The organism is Kytococcus sp. Marseille-QA3725, assembly GCF_054950055.1.
Genome location: NZ_JBUCLA010000001.1, coordinates 1382338 through 1400013, shown reverse-complemented (window position 1 = coordinate 1400013; position 17676 = coordinate 1382338). Strand labels below are relative to the sequence as shown.

Here is a 17676-nt window from a genome sequence, read left to right as displayed (position 1 = left end):
CCTCAGGCGGCGTTGTCCACCGGTCGCGGGCCGCCCTCGCCGGTGAGCACGTCGTCGTCCTCCACCCCGTAGGGGCGCACCAGGCCGGCGTCGTCGTGCGTCACCAGGTCCACCCCGTCGAAGGGCGTGGGGGCGCCCAGGTCGTCCTCCCGGTGGCGGGCGGCCTCCTCCTGACCCAGCTCCTCGGTGAAGACGAAGGTGCGGTAGGCCCAGAAGCGGAACAGGGTGCCCAGCACCAGCCCGACCCCGTTGCCGGAGATGTTGTCGGCCAGCTGCGAGCGGAAGTCGAGCACGTAGTGACTGAACCAGAGGCAGACCAGGGCGATGAGCAGGCCGAGGACGTTGAACACGACGAAGAGCACGGCTTCGCGGGCCACGTCGGAGCGGCGGGCGTGCCGGAAGGTCCAGTAGCGGTTGCCCAGCCAGGCGAACGCGGTGGCGGTCGCGGTGGCGAGCACCTTGCTGGTCAGGGGGTGCTCACCGAGGGCCCCGTCCGCGGTGGCGTGGGTCGAGAGGGCGGGGCCGTACATGAGCAGGTTGTAGAGCCCGGCGTCGATGATGAAGGCGAGCAGCCCGATGACGCCGAACTTGCTGACCTCCCTCGTGAGGACGTCGATGAGGCGCCGCAGGCCGGTGTGGTGAGGGGGCTCGCTGCTCATTGGGCCCACGGTACGCGGCGGTCCCACGGCGGGGCTCCACCGCGCGGTGGATATCCTCCGCCTGTGACAGATGCCTCCCTCACGTCCGTGGCCCGCCCGCTCGTCCCCCAGGGGGCTCCCGTCGTCGGGATCGTCGGCGGCGGCCAGCTCGCCCGCATGTGCGCCGGTCCGGCCACCGAGCTCGGTCTCGGGGTCGTCGTGCTCGTCGAGTCGACGGGTGCCGCCGCCGGCCAGGTGTACGCCCAGACCCCGGTGGGTCAGGCCGACGACCTCGATCGGCTGCGCGAGCTCGCCCGCGTCAGCGACGTCCTGACCTTCGACCACGAGCACGTGCCCACCGACCTGCTGGAGCAGCTGGCCGCCGAGGGCGTCGCGCTCCACCCCGGGCCCGGCGCCCTGCTGCACGCGCAGGACAAGATCGTGATGCGCCGTGCCCTGCAGGAGGCCGGGCTGCCCGTGCCGCGCTGGGCCGAGGTGACCACCGCTGCCGAGCTCGAGGAGTTCGCAGGCGGCGAGTGGCCGGTGGTGCTCAAGACGCCGCGCGGCGGCTACGACGGCAAGGGCGTCATGCTGCTGGACGACGCCGCCTCGCTGGACCGCGCCGGCTCCTGGTTCGAGCGGGCCGCGGGGGAGCCCCTGCTGGCCGAGCAGGCCGTGCCCTTCCGGCGCGAGCTCGCGGTGATGGTCGCCCGCACCCCCTCCGGCGAGGTGCGCTCGTGGCCGGTGGTCGAGACCGTCCAGGAGCAGGGGATCTGCACCCGGGTCGAGGCGCCGGCCGCGGAGCTCGACGAGGCGCTCGGCGAGGACGTGCGTCGCACCGCCGAGCAGCTGGCCGAGACCCTGGACATGACCGGGGTGATGGCCGTGGAGCTGTTCGAGACCGGCACGCCGACCGACGAGGACCGGGGGTGGGTCGTCAACGAGTTGGCGATGCGGCCGCACAACTCCGGGCACTGGACGCAGGACGGTGCGGTGACCGGCCAGTTCGAGCAGCACCTGCGCGCGGTGCTGGACATGCCGCTGGGGGACACCTGCCCGCGCAGCACCCACACGGTCATGGCGAACGTCCTGGGCGGCTCGGTGACGGGCCTGCACGCGGCCTCCCGCCGCCTTCTCGCGGAGGACCCTGCGGCCCGCGTGCACCTCTACGGCAAGGAGGTGCGGCCCGGACGCAAGGTCGGGCACGTCACCGTCTGCGGCGACGACCTGGAGGAGCTCCGGCAGCGTGCCGAGGCCGCCCGGGGCGTCCTGGAAGGCACCCACGAAGGAGCGAACGCATGACCCACCTGCACGCCACCGCACCCGCCGACGTCTCCATCGTCATGGGCTCCGACAGCGACTGGCCGGTCATGGAGGCCGCGGCACAGGCGCTGGAGGAGCTCGGGGTGAGCCACACCGTCCAGGTGGTCTCGGCGCACCGCATGCCGCAGGAGATGCTGCGCCACGGTGAGCAGGCCGCCGATGCCGGGTACCGCGTCATCATCGCCGGGGCCGGGGGAGCGGCCCACCTGCCCGGCATGCTCGCCAGCGTCACCCCGCTGCCGGTCATCGGGGTGCCGGTGCCGCTGAAGCACCTGGACGGCATGGACTCGCTGCTGTCGATCGTGCAGATGCCGGCGGGCGTGCCGGTGGCGACCGTCAGCGTCGGCGGGGCACGCAACGCCGGGCTGCTGGCCGCCCGCATGCTGGCCGCCGGCACCGACGAGCAGGCGCTGGCGCTGCGCGAGCGGATGGTCGGCTTCCAGGCCTCGCTGCGGGACGCGGCCCACGCGAAGGGCGAGGCGCTCACGCGTAGGCTGCACGGGACGGCGGGCGACGAGGCCCCCGGCGAGCCCCGCTGACGAGTCGAGGACGAGACCATGAGCACCTCCGTGACCGAGCGGAACACCTATCTCCTGGTGGACGGGGAGAACATCGACGCCACCCTGGGCAACTGCCTCGGACGGCGTCCCCAGCCCGACGAGCGGCCCCGCTGGGAGCGGCTGCTCACCCACATCCAGGGGGCCTGGGACCAGCCGGTGAACGGCCTGTTCTTCCTGGCCGCCATCGAGGACCACCTGCCGATGAACTTCGTGCAGGCCCTCATGGCCATCGGCTACAAGCCGATCCCGCTGTCGGGCGGACCGGACGAGAAGGTCGTCGACATCGCCATCCAGCGCACGCTGGAGGCCCTGGCCGAGCGCACTGACGACGTGGTGCTGGTCAGCCACGACGGGGACTTCCTGCCGCAGATGACCCGGCTGCTGGACGACGAGGACCGTCGCCTGGGTCTCATGGGCTTCCGCGAGTACCGCAACGCCGGCTTCGTCGAGCTCGAGGAGCAGGGCATGGAGACCTTCGACCTCGAGTACGAGGTGAAGGCCTTCAACGCGCGCCTGCCGCGCATGCGCATCATCCCGATCTCGGAGTTCAACCCGCTCGAGTTCCTCTGAGCCGCATGTCGTCCCGGTGGTCGGTCGCCGGCCCCGGGCGCACTCGCGCCACGCCTCGTGACGCGGCTCACGCCCCGTTGGGGGCGCGCCGTACGATGACCCCGTGAGCGACTTCGACCTGTACACGCCCGACGAGTTCCACGAGACGGTCCGCGAGGCCCTGCGCCCGCTCGTGCGCGACAAGATCGCCCCGGCCGCGGCCGAGGTGGACGCGACGGGCGAGTTCCCGCAGGCGGCCTACGACGCGCTGCGCGAGACGGCCTTCCACGCCCCGCACATCCCCGAGGAGTACGAGGGCCTGGGTGCCGACGCGCTGGCCACCGCCATCGTCATCGAGGAGGTTGCCCGCGGCTGCGCCTCCAGCTCGCTGATCCCCGCGGTCAACAAGCTGGGCACCATGCCGCTGATCCTGGCCGGCAGCGAGGAGCTCAAGCAGAAGTACCTGCCGCCGGTCGCCGAGGGCGCGGCGATGTTCAGCTACGGCCTGTCCGAGGCCGGCGCGGGCTCGGACACCGCGGGCATGCGCTGCTCCGCCACCGAGCAGGCCGACGGCTCGTTCGTGCTCAACGGCCAGAAGTCGTGGATCACGAACGCGGGCGTCTCCGACTACTACACGGTCATGGCGGTCACCGATCCCGACGGCGAGCGCGGCAAGAACATCACCGCCTTCGTGGTGGAGAAGGACGACGAGGGCTTCTCCTTCGGCGAGCCGGAGAGCAAGCTCGGCATCAAGGGGTCGCCCACCCGCGAGCTGCTCTTCGACAACTGCGTGATCCCTGCCGACCGCATGGTGGGGGAGCGCGGTCAGGGCCTGCGGATCGCGCTGCAGACGCTGGACCACACCCGCGTCACCATCGGGGCGCAGGCGATCGGCATCGCGCAGGGAGCCCTCGACGCCGCCCTGGACTACGTCAAGGAGCGCGAGCAGTTCGGCCAGTCGATCTCGAACTTCCAGGGCGTGCAGTTCATGCTCGCGGACATGGGCATGAAGCTCGAGGCCGCCCGGCAGCTCGTGTACAACGCCGCGGCCAAGTCCGAGCGTGACGACCCCGCGCTGAGCTACTTCGGTGCGGCGGCCAAGTGCTTCGCCTCGGACGTGGCCATGGAGATCACGACCGACGCGGTGCAGCTGTTCGGTGGCTACGGCTACACCAAGGACTTCCCGGTGGAGCGCATGATGCGCGACGCGAAGATCACCCAGATCTACGAGGGCACCAACCAGATCCAGCGCGTGGTGATGGCGCGTCAGCTGCTCAAGGGGCTGCCCTCCTGACGGAGCGCCCGCCAGCGGCTCGCCCACCCGGTCCCCGGTGCCTCCCCGCGGAGGTCACCGGGGACCGTCGCGTGCGGGGTCACGGCGGTGACCGGACGGCCGGGACCGTGGCCGTGAGCGAGCTGTGAGTGCTTCGTGAGGGCCCGGTGAGGGTGGTGCGCGCAGGTGCCACTAGCATCGAGACGTACCGCACGGGGGCGCGGTACCGGGGGGTCCAAGGGCGTCGTCGTGCGTCCGCGGCCGGTCGCGGCCCCGTCCACTGACGACGGGTCGACCGCCCGGAGGGGGAAAGAAACCAGCATGTCCGCACACCGCACGCCGCGCCGCATCGCGGCCCTGTTCGCAGCACTCGTCATGACGGGCACGCCCGTCGCCGCGCACGCCGCCGACGACATCACGCCGCCCGGTACCGAGTCGGGTCGGGCGGCCCCGAGCCACGGCGAGGGCACCGAGCACCAGGAGAAGGTCACGCCCGCGGGCAGCTGGACGCTCCGGGTGACCGACCGGTCCACCACGGTGCGCACCGGTCCCCGCAGCAGCTACAAGGCGGTCCGGGTGCTGTCCCCGGGCAAGCCGGTGGAGTACTCGCAGGTGGCCAACGGCTGGGGCCGGCTCCGTGCCGGCGAGTGGGTGTACCTCGGTCACACCGACGGCCCCGGGGCCAGCCGGACGCGCTGGACCATCGGCACCACCAACGTGCGCTTCGGTCCGTCCACCGAGTACTCCGCCGTGCAGCGCCTGTCCGGGGGCACCCGCCTCACCGGGCCGGTGGTGAACGGATGGCAGCGCGTGGGCGACCACCGTTGGGTCTCCACCGCCGTGACCCGCTCGGACCCCGGCACGAAGCCGTCCGAGCGCGTCACCACCTGGCCGACCGGTCAGAAGGTCGCCTACCTGACCTTCGACGACGGTCCCAACCCGGTCTACACGCCGCGCGTCCTGGACGTCCTGGACCGCTACGACGTCCCGGCCACCTTCTTCGCGGTGGGCAGCTGGGCCCAGTCCTACCCGGGGCTGGTCAAGCAGGCGCGGGCCGAGGGGCACAAGGTCACCAACCACTCCTGGAACCATCCGGACCTGCGGAAGCGCAGCGACAGCCAGATCCGCAACGAGCTGGTGCGCACCCAGAACCAGATCGGCGGGGGCCGCAAGTGCTTCCGCCCGCCGTACGGTGCCACCAACGACCGCGTCCACTCGGTGGCCGGGGCCGCGGGCTTCGAGTACTCGGTGCTCTGGTCCGCCGGCGGCAACGACTGGGAGCGTCCCGGTGAGCGCGCCATCGCCGACGAGATCGTCAACCGCATGACCCCCGGTGGCATCGCCCTGATGCACGACGGGGGTGGCAACCGCTCGCAGACCGTGGGCGCGCTGGACGACGTCATCAAGCGCCTGCGTGCGAAGGGCTACACGTTCAGGACCCTGCCGATGTGCTGATCCGCTGACCGCCCGTCGAGGGCCCCGCCGGATGTGTTCCGGCGGGGCCCTCGACGTGGGTTCACTCGACGGCGGGCGGGTCCTCGCCCTCGCGCAGGGCCTTCCAGAGCTCACCGGCCCGCTCCTCGTCCCACTGCACGGCCCAGCCGTGCGGCGTGGGAAGCGTCGAGTCGCTGACCGGGACCGTCACCTGCCGGTCACCACCGCTCGCCCGCCGGACGGCGTTCAGGGCCATGGCGATCTCCAGCATCGAGTCGTGCTCGTCGACGGTCAGGTTGGGCGTCACCGCCGTGCCCACGTCGTGCAGCTCCCAGGGGAGCAGGAGGGTGGTGGGCTTCAGGGCCTCGGAGCTGATGGCCTTGAGGAACTCGCGCTGTCGCTCGACGCGTCCCAGGTCGCCACGCGGGTCGAAGTAGCGGGCCCGCACGTAGGCCAGGGCGGTCACACCGTCCATCTCCTGGCAGCCGGCCTTGATGTCCAGGTGCGCCTTGGCGTCGTTGATGTCGGTCTTTGGGCACAGCTCCACCCCGCCCAGGCTGTCGACGACGTCCGTGAAGCCGCCGAAGCCGATCTCGCTGTACCCGTCGATCCGCAGGCCGGTGTTCTGCTCGACGGTGTCGATCAGCAGCGGGGCCCCGCCGACGTTGTAGGCTGAGTTGATCTTGTTCTTCCCCATGCCGCGGACGGGCACGTAGGAGTCGCGGGGGATCGACACCAAGGTCGGGGCGCCGAAGGTCGGCACGTGCACGAGCATGATCGTGTCCGTGCGACGTCCCTCGCCGCCGCCGGTGCCCAGGCGCAACCGGTCCTCGTCGGACAGGCTCTCCCGGGAGTCCGAGCCCACCAGCAGGTAGTTGCGTCCCGCGGTGTCGTCGGGACGCCCCTCCCAGGTGGGCATGGCCTCCGTGCGACCCACCTGGCGCCAGGAGTCGACGACCGCCCAGGCGGTCGCGACGAGCCAGAGCGCGAGCAGACCGGCGACGACCGCCAGCACGCGGCGGAACCGGGAGCGTCGGGCGCGACGCGGGGCCTCGTCGTACGGCGCGTCGTCGTACGGGGCGCCTGCGTACCTCCGGTCGTCGTACCGGGTGTCCGCCGAGCGCATGCCGTCGGACCGTCGGGACGGGCGGGGGCCGGCGCCTGCTCGGGGGGTGTCCCGGGGTGCTCGGCCCCCGACGGCCGGGGAGTCGGAGGACCGCGGCGCGGTCGCCCGGCCCCGGGAGGTCACCCGGCGGCGCCCCTGTCCGTCGAGGTCCCGGTGGGACCCGGCGGCCTCCCAGGCGCTGAGGTCACGGTCGTCATGGCGGTCGGTCACCTCACGAAGACTAGGACACGGTCCTGTGAGCCCCGGGTACGACCGCGGCGTGTGTGCGCGATCTGTGAGGCGGGCGAACGCACAATGTCCGCATGAGTGCCATCAGCGTGATCATGCCCGTCCTCGAGGAGGAGGCTGATCTGGCGGACTCCGTCGCGGCGGTCCTCGCCCAGGACGCACCCGGAGAGCTCGAGGTGGTGCTGGCCGTCGGTCCGTCCCGGGACCGGACGGCGGAGATCGCCGCGGACCTGGCCGCCCGCGACCCGCGGGTGGTCGTCGTCGACAACCCCAGTGGCCGCACGCCGGACGCCCTGAACGCCGCTCTGGCGGCCGCCCGGCACCCCGTGGTGGTCCGCGTGGACGCCCACGGAGAGCTCTCACCGGGCTACCTGCGGACCGCCTGCGAGGTGCTCGAGCGCACCGGGGCGGCCAACGTCGGCGGCATCATGCACGCCGTGGGCCGGACCTCCTTCGAGCGCGCGGTGGCCGTGGCGATGGGCTCGCGCATCGGTGTCGGCGGGGCGCGCTTCCACACCGGCGGGGCCGAGGGGGAGTCGGACACCGTGTACCTCGGGTGCTTCCGCCGTGAGTGGCTGGACCGGGTGGGTGGCTACGACACGCGCTTCGACCGCGCGCAGGACTGGGAGATGAACTGGCGGATCCGGCAGGCCGGTGGACTCGTCTGGTTCACGCCCGAGCTCCGGGTGGACTACCGGCCGCGGCGCAGCATCCCCGCCCTCGCGCGGCAGTACCGGGACTACGGCCGGTGGCGCCGCGTCGTCGCCGCGCTGCACGAGGGGTCGATCAACGCGCGCTATCTCGCACCGCCGACCGCTCTGCTGGCCTGTGCCGCAGGGGCGCTGGTGGGGACGCGGTGGCGCCCGGCCCTGGTGGTGCCGGCCACCTACCTCGCGGCCGTGACCGCGGGCGGGCTCTGGGAGGCCCGGGACCAGGAGCCGGTGGTGGCCGCCCGCGTGCCCGCCGTCATCGCCACCATGCACATGGCCTGGGGTTGGGGCTTCCTCACCAGCCCGCGCGAGCTGCGCCGCCGCATCGTCGGACGCTGAGCCCCAGGGGCCCGCTCGACCACGCGCAGGGACGCCCCCGGGACCATCGGTCCCGGGGGCGTCCCTGCGTGGTGTGTCTCAGTCGAGGTCGACGGTGAACGGTGCGTCCGTGCGCTCGCGCACCTGCTCCTCGGTCACCTCCGGCGCCAGCTCGCGGAGCACCAGGCCCTGCGGGGTGACGTCCATGACGCACAGGTCGGTGATGATGCGCTGCACGACCTGCTTGCCGGTCAGCGGCAACGAGCACTCGCGGACGATCTTGGGGGTGCCGTCCTTGGCCGTGTGGTCCATGAGCACCACGACCTTCTTGGCGCCGTGCACGAGGTCCATCGCCCCGCCCATGCCCTTGACCATCCTGCCGGGCACCATCCAGTTGGCGATGTCGCCCTGCTCGGACACCTGCATGGCACCCAGGATCGCGGCGTCGATCTTGCCGCCCCGGATCATGCCGAAGCTGAGGGCCGAGTCGAAGAAGCTGGCACCGCGTCGGACGGTGACGGTCTCCTTGCCGGCGTTGATGAGGTCGGGGTCGACCTCGTCCTCGGTGGGGTAGCGCCCCACGCCCAGGATGCCGTTCTCGGACTGCAGCACCAGCTCGACGTCGTCGTCCACGTAGTTGGGCACGAGCGTCGGCATGCCGATGCCGAGGTTCACGTAGTCGCCGTCGTGCAGCTCCCGGGCTGCGCGGGCGGCCATCTGCTCACGGGTCAGCGACATGTCAGGCCTCCTGGGTGGTCTCGGTGACGGTGCGCTTCTCGATGCGCTTGTCGGCGGCCTGCTCCGGGGTGAGGGCCAGCACGCGCTTGACGAACACGCCGGGGAGGTCCACGTCGTCCGGGTCGATCTCACCGGGCTCGACGAGCTCCTCGACCTCCGCGACGGTGACCCGACCGGCCATGGCGGCCACCGGGTTGAAGTTCGCGGCGGTCTTGTTGAACACGAGGTTGCCGTGACGGTCGCCCTTGGCGGCGCGCACCAGCGCGAAGTCGCAGGGGAGGGCCTCCTCGAGCACGTACTCGTGGGTCTCGCCCAGGGTGGTGAACTCGCGGGTCTCCTTGGCGGGGGACTCCACGGCCACCGCGCCCTGCGCGTCGTACTTCCACGGCATGCCGCCCTCGGCGACGGGGGTGCCGACGCCGGTGCGGGTCCAGAACGCCGCGATGCCCGAGCCGCCGGCGCGCAGCTTCTCGCCGAGCGTGCCCTGCGGGGTGAGCTCCACCTCGAGCTCGCCCTCCAGGTACTGGCGGGCGAACTCCTTGTTCTCGCCGACGTAGGAGGCGACCACGCGGCGCAGGCGGCCGGCGTCCAGCAGGACCCCCAGGCCCCAGCCGTCGACCCCGCAGTTGTTCGACACGACCTCGAGGTCGGTGACGCCCGCCTCGTGCACCGCGCCGATCAGGGTCTGCGGGATGCCGCACAGGCCGAAGCCCCCGACGGCGACGCGCATTCCGTTCTCGAGGCCGGCGACGGCCTCCTGTGCTGAAGCGACCACTTTGTCCATGGCCGCAGCCTAACCGGGAGTGACGCGCCTCACGTTCCGGGTGCTCAGGGGTTCAGGTCGCCGAGCGCGTGACGCCCTCGGCCGTGAAGCGCGGCTGGTCGGGGTCGACCGGCCCCTCGGAGACGACCGTGACCACCGAGCCGCCAGCGGCCCAGACGCCGAGCAGCGTGCGCACGTGGCGGACGGGGTCGTCCGGGTGCACCAGCACGCGTCCCGCCTCGACGGTCTCGGCCACCTCGGCCATGGTCCAGCGCTCGCCGCCGAGCACCAGGGCGACGTGGTCGTCCTCGACCTCGTGCCAGGGCGTGAACCCGTCGCCGAAGCTGGCGAGCTCCGCCGCGTCGTCGAAGACGCCGGTCGGCAGCTCCTCGCCCTCCCAGCCGCGGGCCAGGGCGTGGAGGGTGACCGCGACGACCTCGTCGGAGTCGTCCGCGAGGTCGGAGGAGGGGCGGGTGGTGACCAGCACGTCCGCGCCCTCGTGGGGGTCCAGCGCCACGACGGCCCCGACGGCCCAGGTGGCCAGCACCCAGTAGGCCGTCCGCCAGTGGCCACGGGGCAGGTCCACGACCACCACCGAACCGGGCTCCACGTCGAACTCCTCCTGGAGGACGTTGGCGGCCTTGGCGGTCCAGTTGGCCAGCACCGCCCCCGAGAGCTCGATGCGCTCGCCGCGCACGTCGTCGAAGCAGGTCAGTCGGGGGGACTGGGGATCCTGGGTGGTGAACTGCTCCAGCACCGTCGCCGGTGTGGTCATCTGGGGGCCTTCCCGCGCCCGGGGCGCGTGCGTGAGGGGGTGCGCGTCATCTCGCGCGGTGGGTGGACGGCTGGCGTCCTCGTGCATCGTACGGCCCGGCGGGGACACTGGACCGATGACCTCCGCAGCGCGCGTGCACGAGGGGACCCGTCTGTGGCGGGCTCCCTGGGCGCTTGACCTCGTGGACACCCTCTCCCCGCTGCGACGCGGTGCGGGTGACCCGACCGTGCTGCGGCTCGGGCCGGACGAGCTCGTGCTCGGGGTCACCACGCCCGACGGGCCGGGGACGCTGCAGCTGCGAGGCGCCGCGGGACCCCTGGCTGCCCGGGCCTGGGGCCGCCCCGGGGTGGTGGAGTGGCTGCTGGACGGCGTGCCCGAGCTGGTCGGTGCGCTGGACCGGCCGGATCGGCTCCACCCGCGCCACCCGGTGCTCGAACGGGCCCACGCCCGCTGGTCGCCCCGGGTGCGCGTGCCGCGGACCCGCCGGGTGTGGGACGCCCTCCTGCCGGCGGTGCTGGAGCAGAAGGTGACCGGGCAGGAGGCCTTCGCCGGGTACCGGGCGCTCGTGCGGGCGGCCGGCACCCGGGCGCCCGGTCCGGCGGGGGAGCGTGGCCTGCTCGCCCCGCCGGACCCCGCGGCCGTCCTGCGCGTGCCCTCGTGGACCTGGAGCCGGTGCGGCATCGATTCGGCCCGCTCCGACGCGCTGCAGCGGGCCGCCCGCGTGGCCACCCGGCTGGAGGGACTGGCTGACCGCGCCCGCCCCGACGACCGCGAGGCCCTCGACGCCGCCCACCGGGCGCTGCGGACCGTGCCCGGCATCGGCCCGTGGACCGCGGCGGAGGTCGCCCAGCGGGCGCTGGGTGACCCCGATGCCGTGAGCTGGGGCGACTACCACGTCGCCGGGCGCGTCACCGCGGTGCTCACCGGGGAGGCCGGGGACGACCGTCACCTGGCGCGGGTCCTGGCCCCCTACGCGGGGCAGCGCTACCGGGTGCAGATGCTGCTCGGACGGTGGTCGGCGGACCCCGCCGGACGTCGCGGTCCCCGGCTCGCGCCGCGCACGCACCTGCCCACCGCGCGGGGTGGCCATACACCATCGGGGCCTCGTTCACCGGCTTGACACGCGGGGAGTTGCACCGGTGTAATTCCACGCAACACCGCCGCCCGAGAGGGGTGGCGGGTGCCACCTGTGCGAGTGGTGGCGTCCATCGCAACCGAGATCACCACGTGCTGACGGGCCCCAGGGTCGAGGAGGAAACCGTGCACGAACTTCAGATCATCGGGTTCGCCGATCAGGCGGCTCCGAGCTGGCAGGAGCGGGCGCTGTGCGCCCAGACCGACCCGGAGGCCTTTTTCCCCGAGAAGGGCGGTTCCACCCGGGAGGCCAAGCGGGTCTGCACCGGCTGCGACGTGCGCTCGGAGTGCCTCGACTACGCGCTCGAGAACGACGAGCGCTTCGGCATCTGGGGTGGGCTGTCCGAGCGCGAGCGGCGCAAGCTCAAGCGCCGTGCGGTCTTCAGCGCCTGAGCGATCCGCGGCTCCCGGCCTCAGGCGTCGGGGTGCAGGTCCTCTGCCGGGCGTCCCAGGGCGGCACCGAGCAGTCGGGCGACCGTGCACTCCACCACGAGCTCCGGGTCCGCTGCCGGGTCCAGGTCGACGGTGAGCGCCAGGCGGTGCAGGACGACCTCCCACCGGGAGCCCGCCGCCTCGACGTGTCCGAGGCGGTGCTCCGGGGGCACGTCGTGGTGCGGCGCCACCAGCACCGTCAGCCCCCACTCGTCGGGCCGGAGCCCGGCACGCTCGGCGACCCTGGCGGTGGCCTCGTGCGCCACCTCGGCGAACTGGTCGTGGCGGTCCCTCCGGCCGGGGGAGCCGGCCGGCAGCAGGGGTCCCCGCAGGTCCCGCCCGCGGCGCAGCATGCGCCGACGTCCGGCGTTCCCGGCGCGGGAGGCGCGGCTGGTCATGCGGCGAGCGTAGTGTGCGACCTGTGCCTGCCCAAGACCCGAGCCCCAGACTGTGCAGCAAGGTGGGGTGTGCGCAGCCGGCGGCCTCCACCCTGACCTACGTCTACGCCGAGCAGACCGTCGTCGTCGGTCCCCTCGTGGCGGAGCTCGAGCCCCACGTGTACGACCTCTGCGCCGAGCACACGGCCCGCCTCACCGCACCCCGCGGGTGGCAGGTGATGCGGCTGCAGGTCGACCTGGACGACCCGACCGGTGCGGTCGCCGACATCGGTGCACTGGCCGACGCCGTGCGCGACCACCGCGACGCGCGCGGGGCGGACGAGCAGGCCGGGCGCCCCGATCCTGCCAGTCGTCGCGGCGACGGTGCGGACGGCCCGCGGCTCCGTCTGGTCTCCGGGGGCGACGACGGCTGAGGGCGCACTACCCTGCGTCCATGAGCACCCAGTCCCCCCAGCCCCCGCTCGCCGAGTTCGTCAAGGCCTACGACGTCCGCGGGCTCGTGCCCGAGCAGCTCAACCCCCGCGTCGCCCGGGCCCTGGGGGAGGCCTTCGCGCAGACCGTCGTGCTGCCCGAGGGGATCGAGGGCGTCGCCGTGGGGCACGACATGCGTCCCAGCAGCCCGGAGCTCTCCGAGGCCTTCGCCGCCGGCCTGACGCTGCACGGGGTGGACGTCACGCCCATCGGGCTGTGCTCCACCGACGGGCTGTACTTCGCGGCCGGCCACCTCGGGCTGGCGGGGGCCATGTTCACCGCCTCCCACAACCCGGCGCAGTACAACGGCATCAAGCTCTGCCGCCCCGGCGCCCGGCCGGTCGGGCAGGACAGCGGTCTGGCCGAGGTGCGTGACCTGGCCCAGTGGATCCTCGACCGGGGCGACCTGCACGAGCGGGCCGCCGCCGAGCGCCCCGGTGGGCTCACCGCACGGGACCTGACGAGCGAGTACGCCGAGCACCTGCGTTCGCTCGTGGACCTGTCCGGTTCCCGCCCGCTGCACGTGGTCGTGGACGCCGGCAACGGCATGGCCGGCCACACGGTGCCGGAGGTGCTGGGGGGCGGGGACGACGTCGTGGTCGACGGACTCCGCGTGGAGCCCCTCTACTTCGAGCTGGACGGCAGCTTCCCGAACCACGAGGCCAACCCGCTGGAGCCCGAGAACCTGCGCGACCTGCAGGCCGCGGTGCGTGGTTCCGGGGCGGACCTCGGTCTGGCCTTCGACGGCGACGCCGACCGCTGCTTCGTCGTCGACGAGCGCGGGGAGCCGGTGACCCCGAGCGCGATCACCGCCCTGGTGGCGCAGCGGGAGATCGCCCGCGCCGTCGAGGCGGGAGCAGACCCCTCGGACGTGGCCGTGGTGCACAACGCGATCACCTCCCGGGTGGTCCCGGAGGTCATCGAGGCGGCGGGTGCCCGCCCCGTGCGCACCCGGGTGGGCCACTCCTTCATCAAGGACGAGATGGCGCGGCACGACGCGGTGTTCGGGGGAGAGCACTCGGCGCACTACTACTTCCAGGACTTCTGGTTCGCGGACACGGGCATGCTCGCCGCGCTCCACGTGCTCGCCGCGCTCGGTGGTCAGGACCGGCCGCTCTCGGAGGTCATGGCGCCCTACGAGAAGTACCCCGCCAGCGGGGAGATCAACTCCCGCATCCGGGACGCGGTCGCGGCCACCGAGCGGGTGCGTGCCTGGGGTGTCGAGCAGGGTGCGGAGAGCGACGGGCTCGACGGGCTCACGCTCACCGGCTCCGCCCTCGACGGGGAGGAGGTCGGCTACTGGCGGGCCAACCTGCGCGCCTCCAACACGGAACCGCTGCTGCGGCTGAATGTCGAGTCGGACTCCCGCGAGCTCACCGACCGGGTGCGCGACGCGGTGCTCGCGCTGGTGCGGCAGGAGGACTGACGTGCCCTTCGTCGACGAGGCCCTGCTGGACGACCCGGACCACCTGGCCCGCTGCGACGCCGCGGGCAGCCTGCGGGCCCTGGCGACGGCCGGTGCCCAGGTGCGTCAGGCGCTCACCCTGGCCGACGAGGCCGGCATCGATCGGCTGGCCGTCGCGCACCGGCCGCGGGCCGTGGTCGTGGTGGCCGCCGGCGGGTCGACGATCGTGGGGGAGGTGGTCGACCTCGTCGTCGGGCAGGGCTCGCCGACGGCCGTCCACGTGCTCACCGCGGGTCCGCTGCCGGCCTGGGTGGGGCCGCTGGACCTGGTCGTCGGCCTCTCCCTCTCCGGGCACGAGGCCGGCGCGGTGGAGCTGACCCACGAGGCCGCCCGACGCGGCGCCGCGGTCCTCACGGTGGGGGCGTCCGACACCCCGCTGTCCGACGCGGCGCAGCGGGCGCGCGGGGTGCACGTCCCGGTCGGTGCGGGACCGGTGAGCTCCCGGACCGCGCTGTGGGGCATGCTCGTCCCGGTGCTGCTGGCCCTGAGGGAGGTCGGGCTGCTGGAGGCGACCGGCGATCTCTGGGAGGGCATCGCCTCCACCCTGGACTCGGTGGCCGAGGAGTGCCGGCCGGATTCGGAGGCCTTCGTCAACCCCGCCAAGTCGACCGCGCTGTCACTGGCCGAGACGCTGCCGATCGTGCTCGGTGACGGTCCGGCCGCCGGGGTGGCGGCCCGCCGGGCGGCGAGCATGCTCAGCCGCACCGGGCGCATCCCGGCCACCTCCGGGGAGCTGCCCTACGCCGCCAGCGAGGTGGTGGCGTGCTTCGACGGGCCCTACGCCACCGGTGAGGGCTCCCGGGCCACCCAGGGGCGGGCGGCCGACGGCGGTCGCGACATCTTCGCCGACCCCTTCCTCGACGCGCCCTCCCGGCCCCCGTTGGGCCTGTGGCTGCTGGGCCGGGACGAGCTCGGCCCCATGGCGCAGCGGGTCTCCTCCATCGCGACGGGCGCCGGGGTGCGCGTCCTGGACGGACTGACCGCCGGCCACGAGCCGCTGGTGGACCTCGCCTGGCTGGTGGCGCGGGTCGACTTCACCGCCACCTACCTGGCCGTCGGCCTCGGTCTCGACCCGTCCCGGTCGCCCCACCTGGCCGACCTGCGCGACCTCGGCTGACCCCGTCGCACCGCGTCCCACCGGTCGGACGGCGGCCGCATAGGCTGCGGGCATGGCTCAGGAGCACTACGACGTCGTCATCATCGGCTCGGGCTCGGGCAACTCCCTGCCCACCGACGCGTGGCAGGGGAAGCGGGTCGCCATCGTCGAGGGTGGCGTCTTCGGGGGCACCTGCCTGAACAACGGGTGCACCCCCACCAAGATGTTCGTCTGGGCCGCCGGGATCGCCGACGGCATCCGCGACGCCGGGCGCCTCGGGGTGGACGCGACGCTGGACGGCGTGCGCTGGCAGGACGTCCGGGACCGCGTGTTCGCCCGCATCGACCCGATCAGCGCCGGCGGGGCCGAGTACCGCCGCGACGGGGGTGACACCGACCTCTACGAGGGCTGGGCGCGGTTCTCCGGCGAGCGGGAGCTCGAGGTCTCCCTGCACGCTGGCGGCACGGCCACCCTGACCGCCGACCAGGTGGTCGTCGCCACCGGCTCCTCCCCGCGCGTGCCCCCGGCGCTGGAGCCGATCATGGGCGCGGCGGGGCACACCAACCGCACCGTGATGCGGCTGGAGGAGCTGCCCGAGCGGCTCGTCGTCGTCGGCGGGGGCGTGGTGGCCGTCGAGTTCGCGCACATCTTCTCGGCCCTCGGCTCCAGCGTGACGCTGCTCGTCCGCGGCGACGGGCTGCTCACCGACCTGCCGCAGGCCCTGCAGGACCACTTCCTGCCGCTCGCGCAGGCCACCTGGGACGTGCGGCTGGGCGCGGAGGTCACTGCCTCGGAGAGCACGGGGCAAGGCGCCCGCCTCACCCTGTCCGACGGCTCCACCCTGGACACCGACGCGGTGCTGGTGGCCGCCGGCCGGGTGCCGAACACCGCCGACCTCGGGCTCGAGGCCGCGGGGGTGCAGACCGACGGCCGCGGCTTCGTGGTGACCGACGAGTTCGGGCGCACCTCGGCCGAGGGGGTCTGGACGCTCGGTGACGTCTGCGACCCGGTCATGCTCAAGCACGTCGCCAATGCGCAGGCCCGCGCCGTCTCCCACAACGTCGTGCACCCCGACGACCTGCAGCGCTTCCCAGCCGTCCCCATACCCGCAGCGGTGTTCACCCACCCGGAGATCGCCGTCATCGGCCTGTCCGCCGAGGAGGCCCGGGAGCAGGGCCGCACCGTGGTCACCGCCGAGCAGGAGTACGCGCACGTCGCCTACGGCTGGGCGATGGAGGACACGGTCGGGCGCTGCCAGGTGGTGGCCGACGCGGACTCCGGGGCCGTGCTGGGCGGCTGGGTGATGGGCCACCAGGCCGCGACGCTGGTGAACCTCCTCGGCGAGGCCGTGCTCAGCGGCGAGCACGCCCACCGCTGGGCGCGAGGCCGCTACTGGCCGCACCCCGCCCTGTCCGAGGTGGTGGAGAACGCCCTCCTCGGGCTCGACCTGGCGCCCTTCGGGTCGGACACGGACTGACCCCGCACGGCCCGCGGACCCGTCCCCGGGGGTCTCGATATCCTGCGGGCATGGTTGCCGCAACTCCGCCGCCCGCAGGGTCGGCGCAGGGACACGTCCTCGTCGTCGACGACGACTCCGCGCTCGCGGAGATGCTGGGGATCGTCCTGCGCAAGGAGGGCTGGGAGGTCACCACCTGCGGGGACGGGGCCCGTGCCCTGGACGCCTTCCACGAGGCGGAGCCGGACCTGGTGCTGCTGGACGTCATGCTGCCCGGCAAGGACGGCATGATCGTCTGCCGCGAGATCCGGGCCGAGTCCGGGGTGCCGATCATCATGCTCACCGCGCGGACCGACACCCACGACGTGGTGACCGGCCTCGAGTCGGGTGCCGACGACTACGTGCAGAAGCCCTTCCGGCCGCAGGAGCTGCTCGCGCGCACCCGGGCCCGCATGCGTCGCTACACGCCGCCGCAGCAGTCGAAGCTGACGGTCGGGGACCTCACCGTCGACGTCGAGAGCCACATGGTGACGCGGGACGGCGAGGTCATCTCGCTCACCCCGCTGGAGTTCGACCTGCTCGTGGCCCTGGCCCGCAAGCCGATGCAGGTGTTCAGCCGCGAGACGCTGCTGCAGCAGGTGTGGGGCTACCAGCACGCGGGCGACACCCGGCTGGTGAACGTCCACGTCCAGCGCCTGCGGGCGAAGATCGAGCGCGACCCGGAGAACCCCTGCATCGTGCAGACGGTGCGCGGCGTCGGCTACCGAGCCGGCGCGCCCTCGGCCTGAG

19 protein-coding genes are annotated in these 17676 nt (G+C 73.4%); 13 read left to right on the top strand and 6 right to left on the bottom strand.

The window, feature by feature from the left end:
• Nucleotides 1-2: 2 nt before the first annotated feature.
• The gene (locus tag ACY8FT_RS06415; RefSeq protein ID WP_462418070.1) at nt 3-659 is read right to left on the bottom strand and encodes a GtrA family protein; all 657 of its coding nucleotides are present in this window, start codon (nt 657-659) and stop codon (nt 3-5) included.
• Nucleotides 660-722: 63 nt separating this feature from the next.
• On the opposite strand from ACY8FT_RS06415, the gene ACY8FT_RS06410 reads away from it, so the two are divergent.
• The 5 genes from ACY8FT_RS06410 to ACY8FT_RS06390 all read left to right on the top strand — a co-directional run bounded on the left by ACY8FT_RS06410 (nt 723) and on the right by ACY8FT_RS06390 (nt 5798).
• The gene (locus ACY8FT_RS06410) at nt 723-1940 is read left to right on the top strand and encodes a 5-(carboxyamino)imidazole ribonucleotide synthase (protein ID WP_462418069.1); all 1218 of its coding nucleotides are present in this window, start codon (nt 723-725) and stop codon (nt 1938-1940) included.
• Complete coding sequence (gene purE / locus ACY8FT_RS06405; protein ID WP_462418068.1) at nt 1937-2500, top strand: 5-(carboxyamino)imidazole ribonucleotide mutase; 564 nt, start codon at nt 1937-1939, stop codon at nt 2498-2500. Before ACY8FT_RS06410 ends, purE begins: the two co-directional genes overlap by 4 nt.
• An 18-nt stretch (nt 2501-2518) precedes the next feature.
• Nucleotides 2519-3091: an NYN domain-containing protein gene (locus ACY8FT_RS06400; RefSeq protein ID WP_462418067.1), complete on the top strand. Its 573-nt coding sequence runs from the start codon at nt 2519-2521 to the stop codon at nt 3089-3091.
• Nucleotides 3092-3194: 103 nt separating this feature from the next.
• A complete protein-coding gene (locus ACY8FT_RS06395; protein ID WP_462418066.1) occupies nt 3195-4364 on the top strand; it encodes an acyl-CoA dehydrogenase family protein in 1170 nt (389 codons plus the stop codon).
• A 300-nt stretch (nt 4365-4664) separates the two neighbouring features.
• Nucleotides 4665-5798 (top strand): polysaccharide deacetylase family protein, encoded by a 1134-nt coding sequence (locus ACY8FT_RS06390; RefSeq protein ID WP_462418065.1) that lies wholly within the window; start codon nt 4665-4667, stop codon nt 5796-5798.
• Nucleotides 5799-5859: 61 nt separating this feature from the next.
• On the opposite strand, the gene ACY8FT_RS06385 is transcribed toward ACY8FT_RS06390, so the two are convergent.
• Nucleotides 5860-7113, bottom strand: a complete 1254-nt coding sequence (locus tag ACY8FT_RS06385; RefSeq protein ID WP_462418064.1) for an LCP family protein — start codon at nt 7111-7113, stop codon at nt 5860-5862.
• Between the two features lie 92 nt (nt 7114-7205).
• Here ACY8FT_RS06385 and ACY8FT_RS06380 point away from each other — a divergent pair, with 92 nt between their 5' ends.
• Nucleotides 7206-8180, top strand: a complete 975-nt coding sequence (locus ACY8FT_RS06380) for a glycosyltransferase family 2 protein (RefSeq protein WP_462418063.1) — start codon at nt 7206-7208, stop codon at nt 8178-8180.
• Nucleotides 8181-8258: 78 nt separating this feature from the next.
• Here the strand turns inward: ACY8FT_RS06380 and ACY8FT_RS06375 are convergent, their stop codons facing one another.
• From ACY8FT_RS06375 to ACY8FT_RS06365, 3 genes are read right to left on the bottom strand one after another with little or no spacing between them, the layout of a single operon-like run.
• Nucleotides 8259-8897, bottom strand: coding sequence for a CoA transferase subunit B (locus ACY8FT_RS06375; RefSeq protein ID WP_462418062.1), 639 nt, complete (start codon nt 8895-8897; stop codon nt 8259-8261).
• Between the two features lies 1 nt (nt 8898).
• Complete coding sequence (locus tag ACY8FT_RS06370; protein WP_462418061.1) at nt 8899-9681, bottom strand: CoA transferase subunit A; 783 nt, start codon at nt 9679-9681, stop codon at nt 8899-8901.
• Between the two features lie 52 nt (nt 9682-9733).
• Complete coding sequence (locus tag ACY8FT_RS06365) at nt 9734-10435, bottom strand: TIGR03089 family protein (protein WP_462418060.1); 702 nt, start codon at nt 10433-10435, stop codon at nt 9734-9736.
• Nucleotides 10436-10550: 115 nt separating this feature from the next.
• On the opposite strand from ACY8FT_RS06365, the gene ACY8FT_RS06360 reads away from it, so the two are divergent.
• Both ACY8FT_RS06360 and ACY8FT_RS06355 read left to right on the top strand, forming a co-directional pair.
• A complete protein-coding gene (locus tag ACY8FT_RS06360; RefSeq protein WP_462418059.1) occupies nt 10551-11555 on the top strand; it encodes a DNA-3-methyladenine glycosylase family protein in 1005 nt (334 codons plus the stop codon).
• A gap of 140 nt (nt 11556-11695) precedes the next feature.
• Nucleotides 11696-11962: a WhiB family transcriptional regulator gene (locus ACY8FT_RS06355; RefSeq protein ID WP_462418058.1), complete on the top strand. Its 267-nt coding sequence runs from the start codon at nt 11696-11698 to the stop codon at nt 11960-11962.
• A gap of 20 nt (nt 11963-11982) precedes the next feature.
• Here the strand turns inward: ACY8FT_RS06355 and ACY8FT_RS06350 are convergent, their stop codons facing one another.
• On the bottom strand, nt 11983-12399 hold the full coding sequence (locus tag ACY8FT_RS06350; RefSeq protein WP_462418057.1) for a hypothetical protein: 417 nt from the start codon (nt 12397-12399) through the stop codon (nt 11983-11985).
• Nucleotides 12400-12413: 14 nt separating this feature from the next.
• On the opposite strand from ACY8FT_RS06350, the gene ACY8FT_RS06345 reads away from it, so the two are divergent.
• From ACY8FT_RS06345 to mtrA, 5 genes are read left to right on the top strand one after another with little or no spacing between them, the layout of a single operon-like run.
• Nucleotides 12414-12812: a DUF3499 family protein gene (locus ACY8FT_RS06345; protein WP_462418056.1), complete on the top strand. Its 399-nt coding sequence runs from the start codon at nt 12414-12416 to the stop codon at nt 12810-12812.
• A gap of 20 nt (nt 12813-12832) precedes the next feature.
• Nucleotides 12833-14296, top strand: a complete 1464-nt coding sequence (locus ACY8FT_RS06340; protein ID WP_462418055.1) for a phosphomannomutase/phosphoglucomutase — start codon at nt 12833-12835, stop codon at nt 14294-14296.
• Nucleotide 14297: 1 nt separating this feature from the next.
• Entirely contained in the window at nt 14298-15452 is a 1155-nt protein-coding gene (locus tag ACY8FT_RS06335; RefSeq protein ID WP_462418054.1) for an SIS domain-containing protein, read from the top strand.
• 52 nt (nt 15453-15504) lie between these two features.
• On the top strand, nt 15505-16908 hold the full coding sequence (locus ACY8FT_RS06330) for a mycothione reductase (RefSeq protein WP_462418053.1): 1404 nt from the start codon (nt 15505-15507) through the stop codon (nt 16906-16908).
• A gap of 50 nt (nt 16909-16958) precedes the next feature.
• Nucleotides 16959-17675, top strand: coding sequence for an MtrAB system response regulator MtrA (gene mtrA / locus ACY8FT_RS06325; protein WP_462418052.1), 717 nt, complete (start codon nt 16959-16961; stop codon nt 17673-17675).
• Nucleotide 17676: the final 1 nt, after the last annotated feature.

Bases quoted from the DNA above. Each gene is read 5' to 3' on its own strand.
- ACY8FT_RS06370 (WP_462418061.1), bottom strand. From the start codon at position 9,681: ATGGACAAAGTGGTCGCTTCAGCACAGGAGGCCGTCGCCGGCCTCGAG.
- mtrA (WP_462418052.1), top strand. From the start codon at position 16,959: ATGGTTGCCGCAACTCCGCCGCCCGCAGGGTCGGCGCAGGGACACGTC.
- ACY8FT_RS06360 (WP_462418059.1), top strand. From the start codon at position 10,551: ATGACCTCCGCAGCGCGCGTGCACGAGGGGACCCGTCTGTGGCGGGCT.
- purE (WP_462418068.1), top strand. From the start codon at position 1,937: ATGACCCACCTGCACGCCACCGCACCCGCCGACGTCTCCATCGTCATG.
- ACY8FT_RS06415 (WP_462418070.1), bottom strand. From the start codon at position 659: ATGAGCAGCGAGCCCCCTCACCACACCGGCCTGCGGCGCCTCATCGAC.
- ACY8FT_RS06340 (WP_462418055.1), top strand. From the start codon at position 12,833: ATGAGCACCCAGTCCCCCCAGCCCCCGCTCGCCGAGTTCGTCAAGGCC.
- ACY8FT_RS06400 (WP_462418067.1), top strand. From the start codon at position 2,519: ATGAGCACCTCCGTGACCGAGCGGAACACCTATCTCCTGGTGGACGGG.
- ACY8FT_RS06375 (WP_462418062.1), bottom strand. From the start codon at position 8,897: ATGTCGCTGACCCGTGAGCAGATGGCCGCCCGCGCAGCCCGGGAGCTG.
- ACY8FT_RS06380 (WP_462418063.1), top strand. From the start codon at position 7,206: ATGAGTGCCATCAGCGTGATCATGCCCGTCCTCGAGGAGGAGGCTGAT.
- ACY8FT_RS06365 (WP_462418060.1), bottom strand. From the start codon at position 10,435: ATGACCACACCGGCGACGGTGCTGGAGCAGTTCACCACCCAGGATCCC.
- ACY8FT_RS06330 (WP_462418053.1), top strand. From the start codon at position 15,505: ATGGCTCAGGAGCACTACGACGTCGTCATCATCGGCTCGGGCTCGGGC.
- ACY8FT_RS06350 (WP_462418057.1), bottom strand. From the start codon at position 12,399: ATGACCAGCCGCGCCTCCCGCGCCGGGAACGCCGGACGTCGGCGCATG.
- ACY8FT_RS06390 (WP_462418065.1), top strand. From the start codon at position 4,665: ATGTCCGCACACCGCACGCCGCGCCGCATCGCGGCCCTGTTCGCAGCA.